Genomic DNA, 16,086 nt, shown 5'->3' with positions numbered 1-16,086 from the left:
TGCAGCGGTCAACCACCGTTGACAGCCGCCCTCCGGCAACCTACGTTGACGACGAGCGGAGGAGGCGACGATGGGGGTGGACACCATGAGCGCACTCGTGGCGCAGGCCGGCGACGAGGACCCGCTGCGGGCCCTGGCCGCCGTGGCCGAGCTGCAGCGCGAGGTGCACCGCACGGAGGCGACGGTCGTGCGACGGGCGCGCGTCGGCGGGGCGACGTGGGAGCAGATCGCCGCGGCCCTGGGCGTCACACGGCAGGCCGTGCACAAGCGCTACGGGGGATCGAGGTTCGGCCGTGGCTGAGGCGCCGGCCGCTGCGTCGGCGTCCTCGCAGGCGTCGGTCTCGTCGCCGACGGCCGCCTCGTCGCCCGCGCCCGACACCACGCCGCCGGCCCGGCTGCGGGACCTGCTGTCCTACCTCGGCGAGCACCGGGCCGTGCTCGGCGTCGTCGTCGTGGTGTCGTTCGTCGGCGCCGGGCTGAGCCTCGCGCAGCCGCTCATGGTCAACCGGGTCATCGGCAGCGTCGGCTCGGGGGCGCTCGACCGGTCGGCGGTGGGGCTGCTCGTCGCGCTCGTCGTCGCCGCGGGGCTCGTCGGGGCCGTGCAGCAGTACCTGCTGGAGCGGACGGCCGAGGGCGTGGTGCTCGGCGCGCGGCGACGGCTGCTGGCCAAGCTCCTGCGGCTGCCCGTGCGCGAGTACGACGTGCGGCGGACCGGCGACCTCGTCTCCCGCGTCGGGTCGGACACCACGCTCGTGCGCTCGGCGCTGACGGGCGGGCTCGTCGACGCGCTGGGCGGGTCCATCGTCTTCGTCGGCGCGATCGTGGCGATGGCGCTGCTCGACCTGGTGCTGCTCGGCATCACGCTCGGCGTCATCCTCGTCGCGGTGGCGGCGGTCGTCGTCGCCAGCGGACGCATCCAGACGTTGACGAAGCAGTCCCAGGAGGCGGTGGGCCGCGTCGCGGCGGGCGTCGAGCGGGCGCTGTCCGGCGTCCGGACCGTCCGCGCCTCGGGTGCCACCCAGCGCGAGGGCCGGCGCCTCGAGGAGGACGCGCAGGCGGCCTACGTGCTGGGCGTCCGCGTCGCGCGGATCGGCGCGATCCTCTGGCCGGTCAGCGGGCTGGCCGTGCAGGGCGCGTTCCTGGCGGTGCTCGGGGTCGGCGGGTACCGGGTCGCGGCGGGGACGCTGACCGTCGCGGACCTGGTGACGTTCATCCTGTTCCTGTTCATGATGCTCATGCCGCTCGGGCAGGGCTTCAGCGCAGTGGTCACGGTCCGCTCCGCCCTCGGGGCGCTGGCGCGCATCCAGGAGGTGCTCGCGCTCCCGTCGGAGGACGACGACGAGGGCGACCTGGACGGCGTCCGCGCGCCGGTGGCGACCGTGCACGCGCCGGCCGTGGAGCTCGCCGGCGTCTCCTTCTCCTACGGCGACGAGCCCGTGCTGCGGGACGTCACCCTCACGGTGCCGCGGGGGTCGACCACGGCGGTCGTCGGGCCGTCGGGCGCCGGCAAGACGACGCTGCTGGCGCTGCTCGAGCGCTTCTACGAGCCCGACGCCGGCGTCATCCGGTTCGAGGGTGCGGACGTGCGGGCCCTGCCGCGCGCGGTGCTGCGCAGCCGGATCGGGTACGTCGAGCAGGACGCCCCGGCGCTCGCGGGCAGCATCCGCGACAACCTGCTGCTCGCGGCCCCCGGCGCCGACGACGCGGCGTGCCGGCGTGCCCTGGACGCGGTGAACCTGCTCGACCGCGTCGACCAGCACCCGGCTGGCCTGGACGCCGTGCTCGGCGACGACGGCGTCGGCCTGTCGGGCGGGGAGCGTCAGCGGCTGGCCATCGCGCGGGCCCTCATCGGCGGCGCACCGCTGCTCCTGCTCGACGAGCCGACCGCCAGCCTCGACGGCCGCAACGAGCAGGCGATGCGCGAGGCCATCCGGTCCGCCGCCGAGCAGCGCACGGTCCTCATCGTCGCCCACCGCCTGGCGACGGTCGCCGACGCCGACCAGATCGTCGTCATGGAGGCCGGCCGCGTCGTCGCCACGGGCACGCACGCCGAGCTGCTGGGCACCAGCCCGCTCTACCGCGAGCTGGCGGAGCACCAGCTGCTGGTCTGAGCGGCCCTGTCGGCGGGCCACGCCGGCCGGCCGGGGTCAGCCCGTGAGGGCGCCGGGCCCGGCGAGCAGCCCCAGCCGAGCGCTGACCAGCAGGACGGCGGCCAGCGTGCCGAGGACGACGAGCGCCAGCACGACGTCGCCGCGGTCGCGCCGGACGGGTCGCCACACGGTCCGCGGACCGAGCCCCAGCCCGCGCTGCTCGAGGGTGGCGGCCAGCCGCTCGCCGGTGCGCAGGGACGACACGAGCAGCCCGAACACCATCCGGCCGTGCGCGCGCACGCCCAGCGCGGGCCGCCCGTCGCGGCGGCGCGGAGCGCGCACGGCGTGCGCGTGGCGGACCTGGGCCCACGTGCGGGGCATCTCCTCCAGCAGCCGGTAGCCGGCCAGGAGGGCGTGCGCCGGGCGCGCGGGCAGGCGCGCGTCGGCCTGGAGGCTGGCCAGCAGGGTCGGGCCATCGGTCGACCGGACGAAGCCCAGCGCCAGCACGCCGATGAGCAGGGACCGCGCGGCCAGGGCGGTGCCCACCGACAGCCCGGGCGCCGTCACCTCGAGCCCGGGCCCGGACCAGACGACCGGCCCCGGCCGCGAGACCGCGTTGACGACGAGCACGCCGCCCGCGAACGCCAGCAGCGGCCCGTGCGCGACGAGGAGCGTGCGCGCCGGCACGCGTGCGGCCGCCGCGACGCCCACCAGCGCGAGCGCGTAGAGCACGAGCGGCGTCACCGGGTCGAGCACCAGGAGCACCGCGGCCGACACGACCGTGAGCAGGGCGAGCTTGACGGTCGGGTTGCGGCGCGCGAGCGCGGACGGCGTGACGTCGCGCCGCCAGGGGGCGGTCGCGGCCCCGGTGCCCGTCCCGTCCACGGCCGGCACGGTGGTCGCGGTCATGCGTGGTGCTCCCCGTCGAGGCGGCGCAGGGTGCGGGCGGGGGTCTCGCCGTCCGTGGTGTGCGCCAGCAGCCAGGCGACGAGCGGCGGCAGCGCGAGGCCGGCGCGCGCGAGCACGGACCGGTCGCGCAGCACGGCGGCGGTGGGGCCGTCGGCCAGGAGGCGCCCGTCGGCCAGGACGAGCACCCGGTCGGCGACGGCGACGACGCTGCGCAGGTCGTGGCTGGTCAGCACGACGGCGGTGCCCTCGTCGGCCGCGGCGCGCAGGGTGGTCAGCGTCGCGGTGGTGTCGCGGTGGTCGAGGCCGAGGGTGGGCTCGTCGGCCAGGAGCAGCGGACGCCCGTGCGCGAGCATCGCGGCCAGGGCCAGGCGCCGCTTCTCGCCGCCGGACAGGCGGAACGGGTCAGCGTCGGCGAGGTGCTCGAGCCGGTGCCGCCGCAGGCGCTCGGGGACGGCGACCGCGGCGCGGTCCGGCGGGAGGCCGTGCGCGAGCTCGCGTGTGACGGTGTGCGCGACGAACCCGTGCTCGGGGTCCTGCGGGACGAGGCCCGCGGGCGCCGCGTCGAGGGTCCCGGCCAGCGGGGGCAGCAGGCCCGCGAGCGTGAGGAGCAGCGTCGACTTGCCGACGCCGTTGGCGCCGAGGACCGCGACGACCTCGCCGCGGCGCAGCACGAGGTCGACGTCGGTGAGGACGGCACCGGGCGGGGGGCCCGAGGGTCCGGCGGGGGCCTTGCGGCGGTGGCGCCACGGGCGGCGGCGCCTGGGGTTGCCGCGACCGACGGCCAGACCGCGGGCGACGAGCACCTCGTCGCCGGAGCCCCGACGTCCGTGAGGGGCCGCGGAGCCGGGCGCGGCGGTGAGCCAGGCCTGGACCGCGGGGTTGCCCAGCCCGCCGGCGTGGCCCGTGACGGCCAGCAGCTCCGCCTCGAGCGGCAGCCAGCAGCCGGCGGCGTGCAGCTCCGCGGCGTGGGCGTGCAGGACGGTGGCGGTCGGGCCGTCGGCCAGGACGCGGCCGCCGGCGTCGAGCGCGAGGGCACGGGCGGGCAGGCCCGCGACGCCCTCGGGCCCGGCCCACTCGTCGAGCCGGTGCTCGACGAGGACGACGGCCGGGCCGGGCCGGGCGGCGTCCCCCGTGCCGGCGCCCGACCGGACCGCCCCGCGCACGGCGGCGAGGGCGGCGGGGTCGAGCATCGACGTCGGCTCGTCGAGCAGGAGCAGCGCGGGGTCGGTGACGAGCGCCGCGGCGAGCGCCACGCGCTGCAGCTCCCCGCCGGAGAGCGTCGTCGTCGCCCGGTCCTGCAGGTGCGCCACGCCGGCCCGCGCGAGCGCCGCTGCCACGCGCGGGCCGATCGCGGCGGGCGGGACCGCCCGGTTCTCCAGCGGCAGCGCGAGCTCGGCCTCGACCGACGGCAGGCAGACCGCCGCGGCCGGGTCCTGCGCGACGACGCCGAGGTGACGGGAGCGCTCGACGACGCCCGTCGCCGCCGTCGCCCCGCCGGCCAGGGCCACCTGCCCCGTGAGCTCGGCGTGCACGGCGTGCGGGACGGCGCCGGTGAGCACGCCGAGCAGCGTCGACTTGCCCGACCCGGACGGGCCGAGGACGACGAGGTGCTCGCCGGGGTCCAGCCGCACGCCGACCCCCTGCAGGGCGGGCCGGGGCCGGCGTGCGAACCGGACCGTGACGTCGTCGAGCGCGAGCGCGGGCGTGCTCACCGGCCGCCGGGGCGCAGGGCGTCCCGGCCGATGGCGTAGTTGTCGACGACGCCGGTGCGGGCGAGCGCGTCGACGAGCACCTTGGCCAGCAGCCCGCCGAGCACGAGGCCGCTGGCCACCTGCAGGCCGAACCGCAGGAGCAGCAGGTCCTGCCCGTACCATCCGGCGCGGAAGGCCGAGAAGAAGAACACGAGCCCGGCGCCGCACAGCCCCGACAGCGCGAAGGTGGCCCAGCCGAACCGCCGGTAGCGGGTGAGCGCGAACGGCAGCTCGCTGCCCACGCCCTGCAGCAGCGCGGACACGACGAGCAGCGGCCCGACCGGCGAGCCGAGGAAGACGACCTCGACGACGGAGGCGAGCACCTCGGCCAGGACGCCGGCACCGGGCCGCCGCACGATCGCCACGGCGAGCGGCGCCGCGAGCAGCCAGCCGCCGAGCAGCAGGTGCTGCGCGAGGTCGCCGGCCGGGCCCATGGCGATGCTCAGGCCGTTCCAGCCCTGGACGAGCGCCCAGTAGGCGAACCCGAAGACGACGCCGAGGACGACGACGAGCACGAGCTCGCGCAGCGACCAGGACCCGCGGCGGGCGCCGGTCGGGGTGGGGGCGGAGGTGGCGGTCACCGGTCGGCCCCCGTCGTGGTGGTGGCCGTCGTGCTGGCGGCGGTCGTCGTCGGCGAGCCGAGGGAGACCGTGAGGTGCGTGACGACGTGCGGGACGTGCGCGCCGACCTGCGCCCACGCGTCGGCGGCGGTGGCGAGGACGTCGGCGAGGTCGCCCGAGAGGCGGGTGGCGTAGTGCGCCGCCCCGGTCGCGGTGCCGCGGTCGCGGGCGGCGGCGATGGCGGCCTCGATGTGGACCATGTGGTCGCCGACGGGTCCGTCGGCGCTGCCGCTGTGGACGCCGCCCTCGTCGAGCAGCGGGTAGAGCGACCACTGCGCGACGGCGGGCACTCCGGTCGGGGCGAGCCGCACGGGCGGCGTGGTGGGCAGGCCGGTGACCGTCAGGTCGCACGTCACCTCGCCGGGGCAGCCGCGAGAGAGCAGCGCGTGCGCGACGACGTGCCCGCCGCCGGTGCGCCGGTGAGCGGCGGTGAGGATGCCGGCGAGGTAGGCGACGAGGCGCTCCTCGGCGGGCGTCTCGCGGGCGCCGACGTAGGTGCTGACATCGTCGGTCTCCAGGACGAGACCGTCGGTGAGGCCGGCGGCGGCCGCGTCGTCGAGCGCGCCAAGGATGACCTCGACGAACCGGTCGGTGTGCGGGTGCAGGCTGAACCGCATCCCGATGCCGAGGGTCTGCGGGGTGGCGTCGGTGCTGGCGGTGCCGGTGGTCGTGCTGGTCGCGCCCGTGGCGTCCGGCACGGGCCGGCGCTCGGTCGTGGTGGTGCTCATGGCGGTCCCCTTCGGGCCCGTGGGTACGTCGAGACCACCTCGACGCGCGTCGAGGTGGTGCCCTGCTCCCTACGCCGGTACGAACCGGATCAGGTTCACGGGTCTGCGGACCGTCCGCACTCTCAGCGCTCCTCAGCGCTCCCCGGGGGTGCGCCGACCGTAGCGGATCGCCACCGCCGAACGCACGCCCCGGTGCTCGTGAGCAGAGCGGCAGACCCGGCGGACTGCCGCTCCTCCCTGGCGCCCCGTGGGGCGGTCGTGACCCGTCAGCGGGGGTCGTCGCCGGCGCCCGGCACCTTGTCGGTCACGTCCTCGTAGGCCTGCGCGCCGGGGAGCTCCGCGGGGGCGTAGCAGAGACGGACGACGCCGGTGGGGAAGACGTCGGACCGCAGCAGGCGGAGCGGCTGGATGTCCTCGCCCTCGTCGAACAGGCGCTCACCGTGCCGTGCGGCGACGGGGTGGACGAGCAGGCGCAGCTCGTCGAGCAGGCCGGCGGCGAGCAGCTGCCGGACCACGGAGATCGACCCGGGGACGAGGACCTTGCCGACCGCGGGGTCGTCCTTGAGCGCGCGGGCCGCGGCGACGACGTCGGGGGCGGCCTCGACGTTGCGCCAGCCGAGGTCGCCGCTGCCGCGGGTCGCCACGACCTTCCGGGTGTCGCCGAGCTGGGTGGCGAACCCCGCGTCCTCACCGCCGGCGGCCTCCCGTTCCGGCCAGGCGCCGGCGAAGCTGTCGTAGGTGACGCGGCCGAGGAGCAGGACGTCGACGTCCTCGTAGTCCTCGCCGACCGCCGCGCCCATGCGGTCGTCGAAGTAGGGGAAGTGCCAGGCGGGGTCGATCTCGACGACCCCGTCGAGGGCGCTGAACAGGGTGCTGACGATCGTGGCCACGCAGGTCCTCCTCGGACGGTCGCGTCCGCCGGGTGCGGGTGCTTCAGGGGTGCAGACCCGGAGACGGGCCCGGAGTCATCGGCCGTCGGTGGGGCTCGTGGGCCCGCGTCGCAGCGCGCGGACGGGTGGTCCCGCGCCAGGCTTCACCCGCTGCGGTCACACCCTCCGGCACCCGGCCGATGATCTGATGGTGACCGTGCTGCCGCCCCACCCGTCGTCCCCGCCCACGACGGGCGCCGACGTGTGGTCGGCAGACCCCGTCACAGGCGCGGCCACGGGTGGTCCCGGGCGGCCTCGTCGGCGTCGCGGGGCGGGCGCGATGGCGGGACTCGTCGTCGCCGCGGGGGCGCTGGGGGCGGCGGTGTGGCTCACCGGCGCGGGTGGCGCCGGCACGGACGGGCTCGTCCAGGCGCTGCCGTCGGGCGCGGTGCGGGACCTCGTCGAGGACCTGGTGCCGACGGGGGCCGTCGCGGTCCCCGCGCCCTCCGCGGAGGTCGCGGCGCTGGCCGACGAGGCGCACCTGTCGACCGAGGGGCGCGAGCTGTTCGTCGCCGCGCGACCGGAGCTGCTGGACGCGGCGACCTTCGTCGGGCGGCGCAGCGACGGCACCGGGACGGATCCGGGCGCGGATCCCGGGGCCCCGAGCGGGGTGGCGGTCGGCTGCTACCAGCGCGGCGCGCAGGACTCGATCGTGCTGTACCGGCCGGCGGACGAGCGGCTGCGGGGGTCCGTCGTCGAGACCGCTGCCCACGAGACGCTGCACGCGGGCTGGGAACGGCTCGGCGACGAGGAGCGTGCGCGCCTGGTGCCGCTGCTGGAGGCGGCGCTCGCCGCCGTGCCGGCGGAGGACCGCCTGCACGCGCAGCTCGCCGGCTCGGTCGGGGACCGTCCCGAGAGCCGGCCGACGGAGCTGTTCGCCTACCTCGGCATGCAGGCGTGGCGCGAGGGCGGCCTCGACCCCGCGCTCGAGGCGGCCTGGGGGCGGTTCGTCGAGGACCGGGCCGCGCTCGTCGGGGTGCACGCGGCGTGGCGCGGGGCGTTGGACGCGACGGCCGCGGAGATCCGCTCGGCGTCGGACGCCCTCGTCGCACGGGAGGGCGCGGACGCGCAGGCGCGGGCGCTGTACGAGCGGGACGCGGCGTCGCGCGACGTGTACCGCGAGGCCTGGACCGCGAAGTCCGCGGAGGTGGCGGCGATGGGAGCGGCCGAGCGGGACGGGCTGCTGCTGTCCTGGACGTGGTGGGACGGCACGGAGCTGCCGATGGCGCCGGCCGAGGACACGCTCGCCACCGCGGCGGATCTGCTCGCACGCGACGACGCCGCGCTGCCGCCGCGCCTCGCGGCCCTGGAGGCGGCGGAGGCGGCGACGGCGGCCGAGCGGGCGCGCGTCGAGGCGCTGGCCGCGGACCTCACGGCGTTGCAGGTGCAGCTCGACCCGGTGCAGGCGGCGGCGGGGGGCTGAGGGCCGCCGCGCTCGTCGGGGACCCCGCTCGTCGCGGCGTCGCGCTCGTCGGGCGGCGGGCGCGGCTGTCAGACGGGTCCGAGCGGCACGGGGGTCCCGGGCGGGCGCTCGACGACGATCGTGTCGTCCGCCTGCACGGGGCCGCCGGCGACGACCACCGCCATCACACCGGCGCGGCGGACCACGCCCCCGTCCGCGTCGCGTCCGACGAGGCGCGCCATGAGGCCGGGCGCGAGGCCGTCGATCTGCCGGCAGGGGGACCGCAGACCGGTCAGCCGGACCGCCGCCGTGCCGCCGAGGTGCAGCACCGTGCCCGTGGGCAGGGCCAGGAGGTCGACGCCGCGGGTGGTCACGTTCTCGCCGAGCCCGCCCGGGTCGACGGCCCAGCGCTCGGCGGCGACCTCGGCGAGCAGCTCCTGGGCCAGGAGGTGCACCTGGCGGAGGTTGGGGCGCTCGGGGTGGTAACGCTTGTCGTGCCGGTGCTGGACCGTCACGCCGGCGTGCGCGTCGCCCTCGACGCCCCAGCCCTCGACGAGGTCGATGCTGCCCGTCGTGGGCTTGCTGAAGCCGTGCCGGGCGGACCGGCTGACGGCGACGACGGTCGCGCGCTCAGTCATGGGCGTGCCGGCCGAGCGCGTCCACGACGTGGGCGTCGCCGGTGAAGGGACGCAGGGACGGCGGCGCCGGGAGGGGCAGGACGGTGCGGCGCGTCGGCACGTCGACCGCGCCGTGGTCGTCCGTGGAGACCACGACGCGGTCGCTGCCCACCTCGGTCAGACGCACGCGCTCGACGCGGCCGTCGTCGCGCCGGAGCTCCCAGACCCCCGCGAGCCACCCCAGCCCGCGGGCGTCCAGGGCCTCCTCGGCCTCGGACCAGCCCGTGGGGGCGGTGAGGTCGCGGCCGAGCCGGTCGACGGCGACGACCTCGTCGCCCTCGGGCCGGATCCACCCGAGCAGCTCGCGGTCGCCGGTGCGTCGGTGCTCCACCCAGTCCTCGCCCACGCGGCGAGCATAGGAGGCGCGCGCGCAAGGCCGTCAGGACATGCGCGCCGTCGTGCGCACCTGCGCGAGGACCTCGGAGGGGCCGCTGAAAGGGTCGTAGCCGTCGTAGCGGGTCATCGTGGCGCTGGCCGCGTAGGTGCCTGCGACGAGGGCGTCGCCGTGGTACCCGCCGGGGAGGCGGGACCACACGCGCACGGTGACGGTCTGGGTGCGGCCGGTGCAGGCGACGACCGTGCCGGGCCACGTGTGGGCGTCCACGACGGCCGCGGCGGAGCCGACGCGGAGGTCGACCGCGACGAACGTGCCGTCCTGGGGCGTGCAGCGGACGCGGACCTTGGCGTCGGCGACGTAGCCGTTCCACTCGACGTCGTACTCGTCCGTGAGGTCGCGTCGGATGGTGACGGAGGTGACCGGGCGCGGGCCGGCGAAGCCGTCCTGGGCGAGCGAGCCGTGCGTCGTCAGCGGCGTGGCGGCCGCAGACGATCCGGAGGACGTCCCCGCGGACGGGGCCGCCTGCGCCGCGACGGGTGCGAGGCCGAGGAGGAGACCGGCGGCGAGGCCGGCCGCGGCGGTGCGGCGGGCGGTGCGGCGGGTGCGGCGGGCGGCGGTGGCGCCGGTGCTGCTGCGGAGGTGCGTACGAGTCGTCATGGTGTGCCCCCTGGACGTCGTCGTCGTCCCGGCCCTGGTCGGCCGGGCGTCGTGCGTGCACCGCGCGGGCCGTCACCGGTCCGTGTGGTGCGCGACGATCATGTCGCCCGTCCGTGCGGGTGGCTGCGGCCGAACGGGTGAACGGCGGGGTGAAAGGGCTGTGCCGGCTCAAGGTCGGGCGGCGGGGTGCCGGGGGTCGGCGGGCCCCGTGGCCCCTGCACCGCAGTGCCGGGGCGGGGGGTCAGGGCTCCGAGGGCGCGGGCGTCAGGACGGTGACGGTGACGTGGCCGGTGCGCAGGACGCCGTCGTCGAGGGGGACGCAGCGGACGCCGCCCGTGCGCCGCATCGCGCGGAAGGCCCCGGGGCCGACGACGACGTCCATCCAGGCGCACGGACGGGCCGGGCGACGGACGTCGAGGCGGACGGGGCCGTCGCCGGAGTCGAGGACGACGACCGAGCCGACGAGGTCGTCCACGGCGAGGCCGCGCACCAGGACGTTGCGCCGGACCTCGGCCAGCCCGGTCCCCGGTGGGAGGTGCTCGGCGGCGATGAGGGTGACGGCGGCGTCGCGGTGCGCGCGGTGGCCGAAGTACCGGTCCCCGACGAGGCCCAGCCCGGCCCGGACCTGCACGGCGTCGACGAGCTCGTCGGACGTGCCGGGTGCCGGGCCGTCGGAGGGTCGGCCCTCGTACCGGTGCACGGGGGAGACGAGCAGCTGCTCGATCCGCGCGGTGGTCGTCGTCACCGGTCGTCCCACGGTGGTGGACGCGGTGGTGGCGGCGGTGGTCGACGAGGTGGTGGCCGAGGTCTCCTCCGGCATCAGCCACGCCCCGGTGGCACGGCGAACTGGTCGAGCGCGGCCGCCACCACGTCCCTCGCTGCCCGGGCGAGTTCGTCGGCGGTGTCGCCGGCGGTGGCGCCGGTCGTCGTGCTCGTCGTCGTCGTGCTCGTCGTCGCCGTGCTCGTCGTCGTGCTCGTCGTCGTGCCGGGGTGGCGTGCGCGGGCCGACCGCCACGCCGAGGTGAGCGCCGCCAGCGCGTCCTGCGGCGTCGCCGCGGGCACCCGCTCGAGGACGGCCGGCACGAGCCAGGCGGGGTCGAGCGTGCCGGACGGCGGTGCGAACACGCGCTCGCCGCTGGTCCAGTCCGTGGGGGATCCCGCCGCGTGCGCCATGCGTCGATGGTGCCACCACGACCGGCTCACGACCCCGTGCGTGGGTGGCCGAGGGCCAGGAGGCGTCGTCAGCCGACCGGGAGGCGGGAGCCGGGGCTGACGTTGCCGGCGGTGTCGACGGCGAAGACGACGACCGTCCACTGCTCGTCGGCGGGGAGCGCGGGCAGCACCGTGGACGGCGTGCGACCGGCCGCGAGGGGCAGGCCGCTCGTCGGGGCGGCGTCGTCGCCGTCGCCGGGGACGAGCCGCGCGACGGTGGCGGCGAGGTCGCCGGACGCCGAGGGCGCCCAGGTGACCGTGCGGGTGCCGCCGACCTCGACGAGGGTCAGGCCCGTGGGTGGCGCCGGCGCGCGCAGGTCGTCGCGGTCCCGGAACCGGAGCTGCGCGTGCAGGGTGCGGTGCGGGGCGGCGGGGTCGTGCAGGACGACGTCGAGGTCCGCGGCGAGCACCGTCCCGGCACGGTCGACGTCGAACCGCCGGACCGTCTGCCGCCCGACGACGAGCGGCCAGCCGCGGCCGTCCAGCGTCACCCGGGCCCACCGCTGGGTGAGGTCGGTCCCGGTGTGCGACGGCCCGAGGCGCGGGCGGCCGCCGCCGACGGTCAGCGTCGCGGCACCGGCCTCCGGCGACAGCCGGTAGGGGGAGCCGGTGCTGAAGGCGACCACGCCGGGCGCGGGGCGCCGGGCGACCAGGGCCGTCGTGCCGCCCTCGACCCAGCGGTGCAGGCGGCCCTGGCCCAGGCCGTCGTCCCGGGTGACGACGAGGGTCGTGACGCCGGGCGGGGCCTCGCCGGCCAGGTCGGCCGTGACGGGTCCCGTCGGGGCCGTGACCGTGAGCGCGGCGGTGCGGGGGCCTGCCGTGGTCGGGGAGAAGCCGAGCAGGAGCACGCACGTCCCGCCGGCCGGGAGGACGCGTCCGGAGCACCCGTCCTCGGTGACCTGCCAGTCGTCGCGGTGCGGTCCGGTGAGGGTCGCCGCGCCGAGGGCCACGGGTGCCGACGAGACGTTGCGGACGAGCTCGGGGGCGACCACGGGCACCGACCCGACGGGGGTCGACGGCCAGTGCAGGTGCGTGCCGGCCAGGCTCACGGGGGACGCCGCCGCGTGCTCCTCGGCGTCGGCGCGCTCCGCCTGCGGGCTCGCCGGGCCGGCGCGCTGCTGGCCGAAGAACGCGCCGACCGTGGTGGTGTCGGGGGTGCGCAGGACCACGTCCCACCGCACGAGGCGTCCTGCCGGGTCGACGTCCCAGGCGAGCACGTCGAGGTCGCCCGCGAACGGCACCTCCTGGTCGTCGACGACGAGCCGAGCGCCCGCGCGACCGGCGGTCGGCACGGTGCCCACACCGGCGTACCGACCGACCTCGACGTCGCGGCCGACCGGGGGCGTGATCGAGAGGGTCCATGGGTCAGGACCGCCCACGGCGAGGTCCCAGGTGCTGTCGCGCACGGTGGCGGCCATGGGCACGCCGTCCGCGGCGCGAGGTCGGCCCATCGCGTACTGCGGCGGGAACGTGGACGCGAGCACCGCCGAGCCGACGCCGGTGCGGTCGTCGGGTGCCGACGGCCGCAGGACGACGACGGCGCCGACCGCGGTCAGCACCAGCGCCAGCAGGATCCGCAGCGACCGCACCAGAGCGCCCCTCGTCGAGGCGACCCCGGGTCACGAGCCGCCATGCCAACCCCAGCACCGCGGTCGGGCCCGGGGCAAGAGGGCGAGGGAGGGCGGCGCCGGCGATGCGGCGAGACCACCGGGTCGCGCTGTCGCCGAGGGGACCGGGCCGGAGGTGGGACGACGACGGGGCCGCACCCGGGTGGGTGCGGCCCCGTCGGTGGTGCAGGGGTGCTGCGGATCAGATCCCGCGGGTGCCCGTGGTGCCCGTGGACGCGTCGCCCTCGAGCTCGATCTGCTCCTTGCGCGTGGTCTCGTTCACCGTCTCGGTGTCGGTGACGACGTCCTTGTCGAGGCGCACGCGCTCGACCGGGACGGTCTCCTTGGTCACGACGGCACGCTCCTCGGTGAGGACGACCTCGTGCTCCTCCTCCGACAGGTCCGGGCCGGCGAGCGCGTCGCCGACGTTGGCGTCGGTGATCGGCTCGCGCTCGAGGCGGACCTCCTCGCGCGAGACCGGCACGGTGACGTTCTGCTGCTCCGAGACGATGTACTTGCGCAGGCGGGCGCGGCCGGTGGCGACGCGCTCGGTGCCCACGTTGAGGCGCTCCTCCGAACGGGTCATGGCGTCGTCCGTCGTCGGGCCGCTGGTGTCGTGGCCCACCGTGCCGGCGGCGTCGAGGTCCGAGGTCCCCGTCGTGCCGTAGCCGGCGGTGCCCGTCGTCGCGTAGTCCGCGGTGCCGTAGCCGGCCGAGGTGCCGCCGACGCCGTAGTACGTGTAGAGCTCGTCCTCCTCGGCCTCGGACAGGTGGCCGTCCGCGTCGATGCGCGGCGCGCCCTTGACCTTGTCCTTGTCGAACGGCACGACGATCTGGTCACCGCGGACCGTGGCCTGGTCCAGCGGGATGAAGGACTCGCTGGTGCCGAAGAAGCCCGTCGAGACGGTGATCCACTGGGGCTCGCCGGTCTGGTCGTCCAGGAAGACCTGGCCCAGCTTGCCGATCTTGTCCCCGTCGGTGCCGACGACGGTGGCGCCGGACGTCATGAGGTTCTGGATCTCGCTCGTGGCAATCATGTCGCTCCTCGGGTTCGGGATCGTGGTCGTGGTGCGGTGGTGCTTGCCGACGACGTTACGACGGCATTTCGGGCACCGCGACCCGAGATGTCACGACCGCCGGCTGCCACGGCGGTCCGACGACCGTCGCCGACGGCCGGTCCCGTTCCGTCGAGGACCCGTGCGCGTGGGCCGCGCGTGCGGCGACATGTCCGGCCACACGTCCGGCCGGCGCTCCTGTGGGGACGTCGCCCGAGTTGCACCGGGGCGGTGACGTGCGACGCTGGTCGAGAACGGAGAGTCCTGGTGCATCCACCCACACGGTCGCCCGAGCACGTCGGGAGCGCTGCGAGCAGGCACGACGTCCAGCCGAGCCACGACCTGCCGACCTTCAGCCGAGCCCTCACGCCGTCCATCCCACGGGCGGCCACCCGCGTCCTGACCCGCCCCGCGCCCGGCCCCCTGCGGCGCGGCGCCTCGCCCGTCGCCGGCGCCAGCGCGGGGAGCGAATCCTCGACCCGAGACCGACACTCGCGACGTCTATCGGAAATGCTCAGCGCCTCTTCCCCGGGCGCTCTCCGTCGTGCCCGGACGACATTGTTCGTGCGTCGCCGATGAACTCTCGAGGAATGTTTAGCGCGCACGACGGAGGTCCTCACGAGCGGAACGCCGGCGGCGCCAGGACTCGACGGGGTGCGCTGCGCCGGGCGCAGCGGGTGTGATGGGTGCATGACGAGCACGACGAGCACGGGCGGTGCCCCCGCGGGCGCGGGTGGCGCTGCTCGGGAGACACCCCCAGGTGCGGGCGCCGACGAAGGCGTCCGCGGATGACGCCGTCGGGGGAGGAGTACGACGTGCCGCCGGTGCGGGTGCGCGAGCACCGGCTGACGGTGCCCGTCGACCACGACGCACCGGACCGTCTCGGCACGCTCGAGGTCTTCGCGCGCGAGCTCGTCGACCCCGCCCGCGACGCCGAGGACCTGCCGCTGCTGCTCTTCCTGCAGGGCGGGCCGGGCGGGGCGAGCCCGCGGCCGCTCGGCACGGGGTGGTGGACGACCGCGCTGCGCACGCACCGCGTCGTGCTGCTCGACCAGCGCGGGACCGGTCGGTCGTCGCCGGTGGACGCCCGGGTCGCGGCCCGGTTCCCGTCGGCGCAGGCGCTGGCGGACCACCTGGCGTGCCTGCGTGCCGACGCGGTCGTCGCCGACGCGGAGGCGCTGCGGCACCGCGTCTACGGCGGGCGCCGCTGGGCCACGCTCGGGCAGTCGTACGGCGGGTTCGTCACGCTCACCTACCTGTCCCGGCACCCCGAGGCCCTCACCGCGTGCTACGTCACGGGCGGGCTGCCGGGCCTGACGGCGACAGCGGAGGAGGTCTACACGCGGACCTTCCCGCGGCAGGCCGCCCGGGTGCGGGCGTTCGCGCGCCGGTACCCGCAGGACGTGGCGATGCTGGACGCACTGGCGGACCGGTTGGCCGTCGGCGACGTGCGGCTGCCGGACGGCGACGTGCTCACCGTGCGCCGGCTGCAGACGCTCGGGTCGGGGCTGGGCATGAGCACCGGGGTCGACGCGCTGCACTGGCTGCTCGACACGATCGGTGCCGACGACGACGGCGTGCCCGGCGACGCGTTCCTGGCGGCCGTCGGGGCGGCGACGGGCCTCGTCGGGAACCCGCTGTACGCGGTCCTGCAGGAGACCATCTACCACCAGGGCACGCGCGCACCGGGCTGGGCCGCGCAGGCCGAGCGGGAGCGCCACCCCGGTCTCGACGAGGGCGCCCGGCCGCTGGGCCTCACCGGGGAGGCGGTCTTCCCGTGGATGCTCGACGAGGTGCGCGCCCTGCGGCCCTTCCGCGGGGCGGCGGAGCTGCTGGCGGCGCGGACGGAGTGGCCGGCGCTGTACGACCTCGACCGGTTGGCGCGCAACGACGTGCCGGTCGCGGCGGTCCAGTACGTCGACGACCCCTACGTCGACCTCGACCTCGCCCTGGGCACGGCCGCCCGGGTCGGGGCGACGCAGGTCTGGGTCACGAACGAGCACCTGCACGACGGGCTGCGGGTCGCCGGGGACGTCGTCCTGCCGCGGCTGGTCGACCTCGCGGCCGGGCGGTGGTCGGTCACCTCGCCCTGATCCGGCCCCGCCCGGGAGGG

The 16,086-nt window shown here is 77.1% G+C and carries 16 protein-coding genes and 1 riboswitch; of the genes, 4 read left to right on the top strand and 12 right to left on the bottom strand.

Features of this window, described 5'->3' with window-relative positions; translation table 11 throughout:
- The first annotated feature begins 85 nt into the window (after nucleotides 1-85).
- The gene (locus tag AC2TDM_RS13795; protein ID WP_484635006.1) at nucleotides 86-301 is read left to right on the top strand and encodes a hypothetical protein; all 216 of its coding nucleotides are present in this window, start codon (nucleotides 86-88) and stop codon (nucleotides 299-301) included.
- A complete protein-coding gene (locus AC2TDM_RS13790) occupies nucleotides 294-2,111 on the top strand; it encodes an ABC transporter ATP-binding protein (RefSeq protein WP_484635005.1) in 1,818 nt (605 codons plus the stop codon). The genes AC2TDM_RS13795 and AC2TDM_RS13790 overlap by 8 nt, the downstream gene beginning before the upstream one ends.
- Before the next feature lie 36 nt (nucleotides 2,112-2,147).
- Here AC2TDM_RS13790 and AC2TDM_RS13785 read toward each other — a convergent pair whose 3' ends face one another.
- The 5 genes from AC2TDM_RS13785 to AC2TDM_RS13765 form a co-directional block, all read right to left on the bottom strand.
- Nucleotides 2,148-2,999, bottom strand: a complete 852-nt coding sequence (locus AC2TDM_RS13785; protein ID WP_484635004.1) for an energy-coupling factor transporter transmembrane component T family protein — start codon at nucleotides 2,997-2,999, stop codon at nucleotides 2,148-2,150.
- Nucleotides 2,996-4,711: an ATP-binding cassette domain-containing protein gene (locus AC2TDM_RS13780; protein WP_484635003.1), complete on the bottom strand. Its 1,716-nt coding sequence runs from the start codon at nucleotides 4,709-4,711 to the stop codon at nucleotides 2,996-2,998. Before AC2TDM_RS13780 ends, AC2TDM_RS13785 begins: the two co-directional genes overlap by 4 nt.
- Nucleotides 4,708-5,331 carry an ECF transporter S component gene (locus AC2TDM_RS13775; RefSeq protein ID WP_090031581.1) on the bottom strand — a complete coding sequence of 208 codons (624 nt, stop codon included), beginning with the start codon at nucleotides 5,329-5,331 and terminating at the stop codon, nucleotides 4,708-4,710. Before AC2TDM_RS13775 ends, AC2TDM_RS13780 begins: the two co-directional genes overlap by 4 nt.
- Entirely contained in the window at nucleotides 5,328-6,098 is a 771-nt protein-coding gene (locus tag AC2TDM_RS13770) for a YkoF family thiamine/hydroxymethylpyrimidine-binding protein (RefSeq protein ID WP_484635002.1), read from the bottom strand. The genes AC2TDM_RS13775 and AC2TDM_RS13770 overlap by 4 nt, the downstream gene beginning before the upstream one ends.
- A gap of 49 nt (nucleotides 6,099-6,147) precedes the next feature.
- A riboswitch (TPP riboswitch) is annotated at nucleotides 6,148-6,253 on the bottom strand.
- Between the two features lie 111 nt (nucleotides 6,254-6,364).
- Complete coding sequence (locus tag AC2TDM_RS13765; RefSeq protein WP_090031578.1) at nucleotides 6,365-6,988, bottom strand: dihydrofolate reductase family protein; 624 nt, start codon at nucleotides 6,986-6,988, stop codon at nucleotides 6,365-6,367.
- A 319-nt stretch (nucleotides 6,989-7,307) separates the two neighbouring features.
- Between AC2TDM_RS13765 and AC2TDM_RS13760 the strand changes: the two genes are divergently transcribed.
- Nucleotides 7,308-8,450, top strand: coding sequence for a hypothetical protein (locus AC2TDM_RS13760; protein ID WP_139224333.1), 1,143 nt, complete (start codon nucleotides 7,308-7,310; stop codon nucleotides 8,448-8,450).
- Between the two features lie 68 nt (nucleotides 8,451-8,518).
- Here the strand turns inward: AC2TDM_RS13760 and AC2TDM_RS13755 are convergent, their stop codons facing one another.
- From AC2TDM_RS13755 to AC2TDM_RS13725, 7 genes are all read right to left on the bottom strand, one after another.
- Entirely contained in the window at nucleotides 8,519-9,067 is a 549-nt protein-coding gene (locus AC2TDM_RS13755) for an MOSC domain-containing protein (RefSeq protein ID WP_484635001.1), read from the bottom strand.
- Complete coding sequence (locus tag AC2TDM_RS13750; RefSeq protein WP_484635000.1) at nucleotides 9,060-9,452, bottom strand: hypothetical protein; 393 nt, start codon at nucleotides 9,450-9,452, stop codon at nucleotides 9,060-9,062. The genes AC2TDM_RS13755 and AC2TDM_RS13750 overlap by 8 nt, the downstream gene beginning before the upstream one ends.
- Nucleotides 9,453-9,485: 33 nt before the next feature.
- A complete protein-coding gene (locus AC2TDM_RS13745) occupies nucleotides 9,486-10,100 on the bottom strand; it encodes a hypothetical protein (RefSeq protein WP_090031571.1) in 615 nt (204 codons plus the stop codon).
- Nucleotides 10,101-10,341: 241 nt separating this feature from the next.
- Nucleotides 10,342-10,920, bottom strand: coding sequence for a molybdenum cofactor biosysynthesis protein (locus tag AC2TDM_RS13740; protein WP_484634999.1), 579 nt, complete (start codon nucleotides 10,918-10,920; stop codon nucleotides 10,342-10,344).
- Nucleotides 10,920-11,273: a hypothetical protein gene (locus tag AC2TDM_RS13735; RefSeq protein WP_484634998.1), complete on the bottom strand. Its 354-nt coding sequence runs from the start codon at nucleotides 11,271-11,273 to the stop codon at nucleotides 10,920-10,922. The genes AC2TDM_RS13740 and AC2TDM_RS13735 overlap by 1 nt, the downstream gene beginning before the upstream one ends.
- Before the next feature lie 68 nt (nucleotides 11,274-11,341).
- On the bottom strand, nucleotides 11,342-12,901 hold the full coding sequence (locus AC2TDM_RS13730; RefSeq protein WP_484634997.1) for a hypothetical protein: 1,560 nt from the start codon (nucleotides 12,899-12,901) through the stop codon (nucleotides 11,342-11,344).
- 220 nt (nucleotides 12,902-13,121) lie between these two features.
- Complete coding sequence (locus tag AC2TDM_RS13725) at nucleotides 13,122-13,955, bottom strand: DUF2382 domain-containing protein (protein WP_484634996.1); 834 nt, start codon at nucleotides 13,953-13,955, stop codon at nucleotides 13,122-13,124.
- 806 nt (nucleotides 13,956-14,761) lie between these two features.
- Between AC2TDM_RS13725 and AC2TDM_RS13720 the strand changes: the two genes are divergently transcribed.
- Nucleotides 14,762-16,066 (top strand): alpha/beta fold hydrolase, encoded by a 1,305-nt coding sequence (locus tag AC2TDM_RS13720; protein WP_484634995.1) that lies wholly within the window; start codon nucleotides 14,762-14,764, stop codon nucleotides 16,064-16,066.
- The last annotated feature ends 20 nt before the right edge of the window (nucleotides 16,067-16,086 follow it).

This window comes from Cellulomonas sp. plas2 (assembly GCF_057221735.1).
This window is presented reverse-complemented; position numbering and strand designations above follow the sequence as displayed.

What these genes read in the sequence shown, in the direction of transcription:
- AC2TDM_RS13795 (WP_484635006.1), top strand. Translation starts at nt 86, where the DNA reads ATGAGCGCACTCGTGGCGCAGGCCGGCGACGAGGACCCGCTGCGGGCC.
- AC2TDM_RS13785 (WP_484635004.1), bottom strand. Translation starts at nt 2,999, where the DNA reads ATGACCGCGACCACCGTGCCGGCCGTGGACGGGACGGGCACCGGGGCC.
- AC2TDM_RS13770 (WP_484635002.1), bottom strand. Translation starts at nt 6,098, where the DNA reads ATGAGCACCACCACGACCGAGCGCCGGCCCGTGCCGGACGCCACGGGC.
- AC2TDM_RS13760 (WP_139224333.1), top strand. Translation starts at nt 7,308, where the DNA reads ATGGCGGGACTCGTCGTCGCCGCGGGGGCGCTGGGGGCGGCGGTGTGG.
- AC2TDM_RS13755 (WP_484635001.1), bottom strand. Translation starts at nt 9,067, where the DNA reads ATGACTGAGCGCGCGACCGTCGTCGCCGTCAGCCGGTCCGCCCGGCAC.
- AC2TDM_RS13745 (WP_090031571.1), bottom strand. Translation starts at nt 10,100, where the DNA reads ATGACGACTCGTACGCACCTCCGCAGCAGCACCGGCGCCACCGCCGCC.
- AC2TDM_RS13740 (WP_484634999.1), bottom strand. Translation starts at nt 10,920, where the DNA reads ATGCCGGAGGAGACCTCGGCCACCACCTCGTCGACCACCGCCGCCACC.
- AC2TDM_RS13735 (WP_484634998.1), bottom strand. Translation starts at nt 11,273, where the DNA reads ATGGCGCACGCGGCGGGATCCCCCACGGACTGGACCAGCGGCGAGCGC.
- AC2TDM_RS13725 (WP_484634996.1), bottom strand. Translation starts at nt 13,955, where the DNA reads ATGATTGCCACGAGCGAGATCCAGAACCTCATGACGTCCGGCGCCACC.
- AC2TDM_RS13720 (WP_484634995.1), top strand. Translation starts at nt 14,762, where the DNA reads ATGACGCCGTCGGGGGAGGAGTACGACGTGCCGCCGGTGCGGGTGCGC.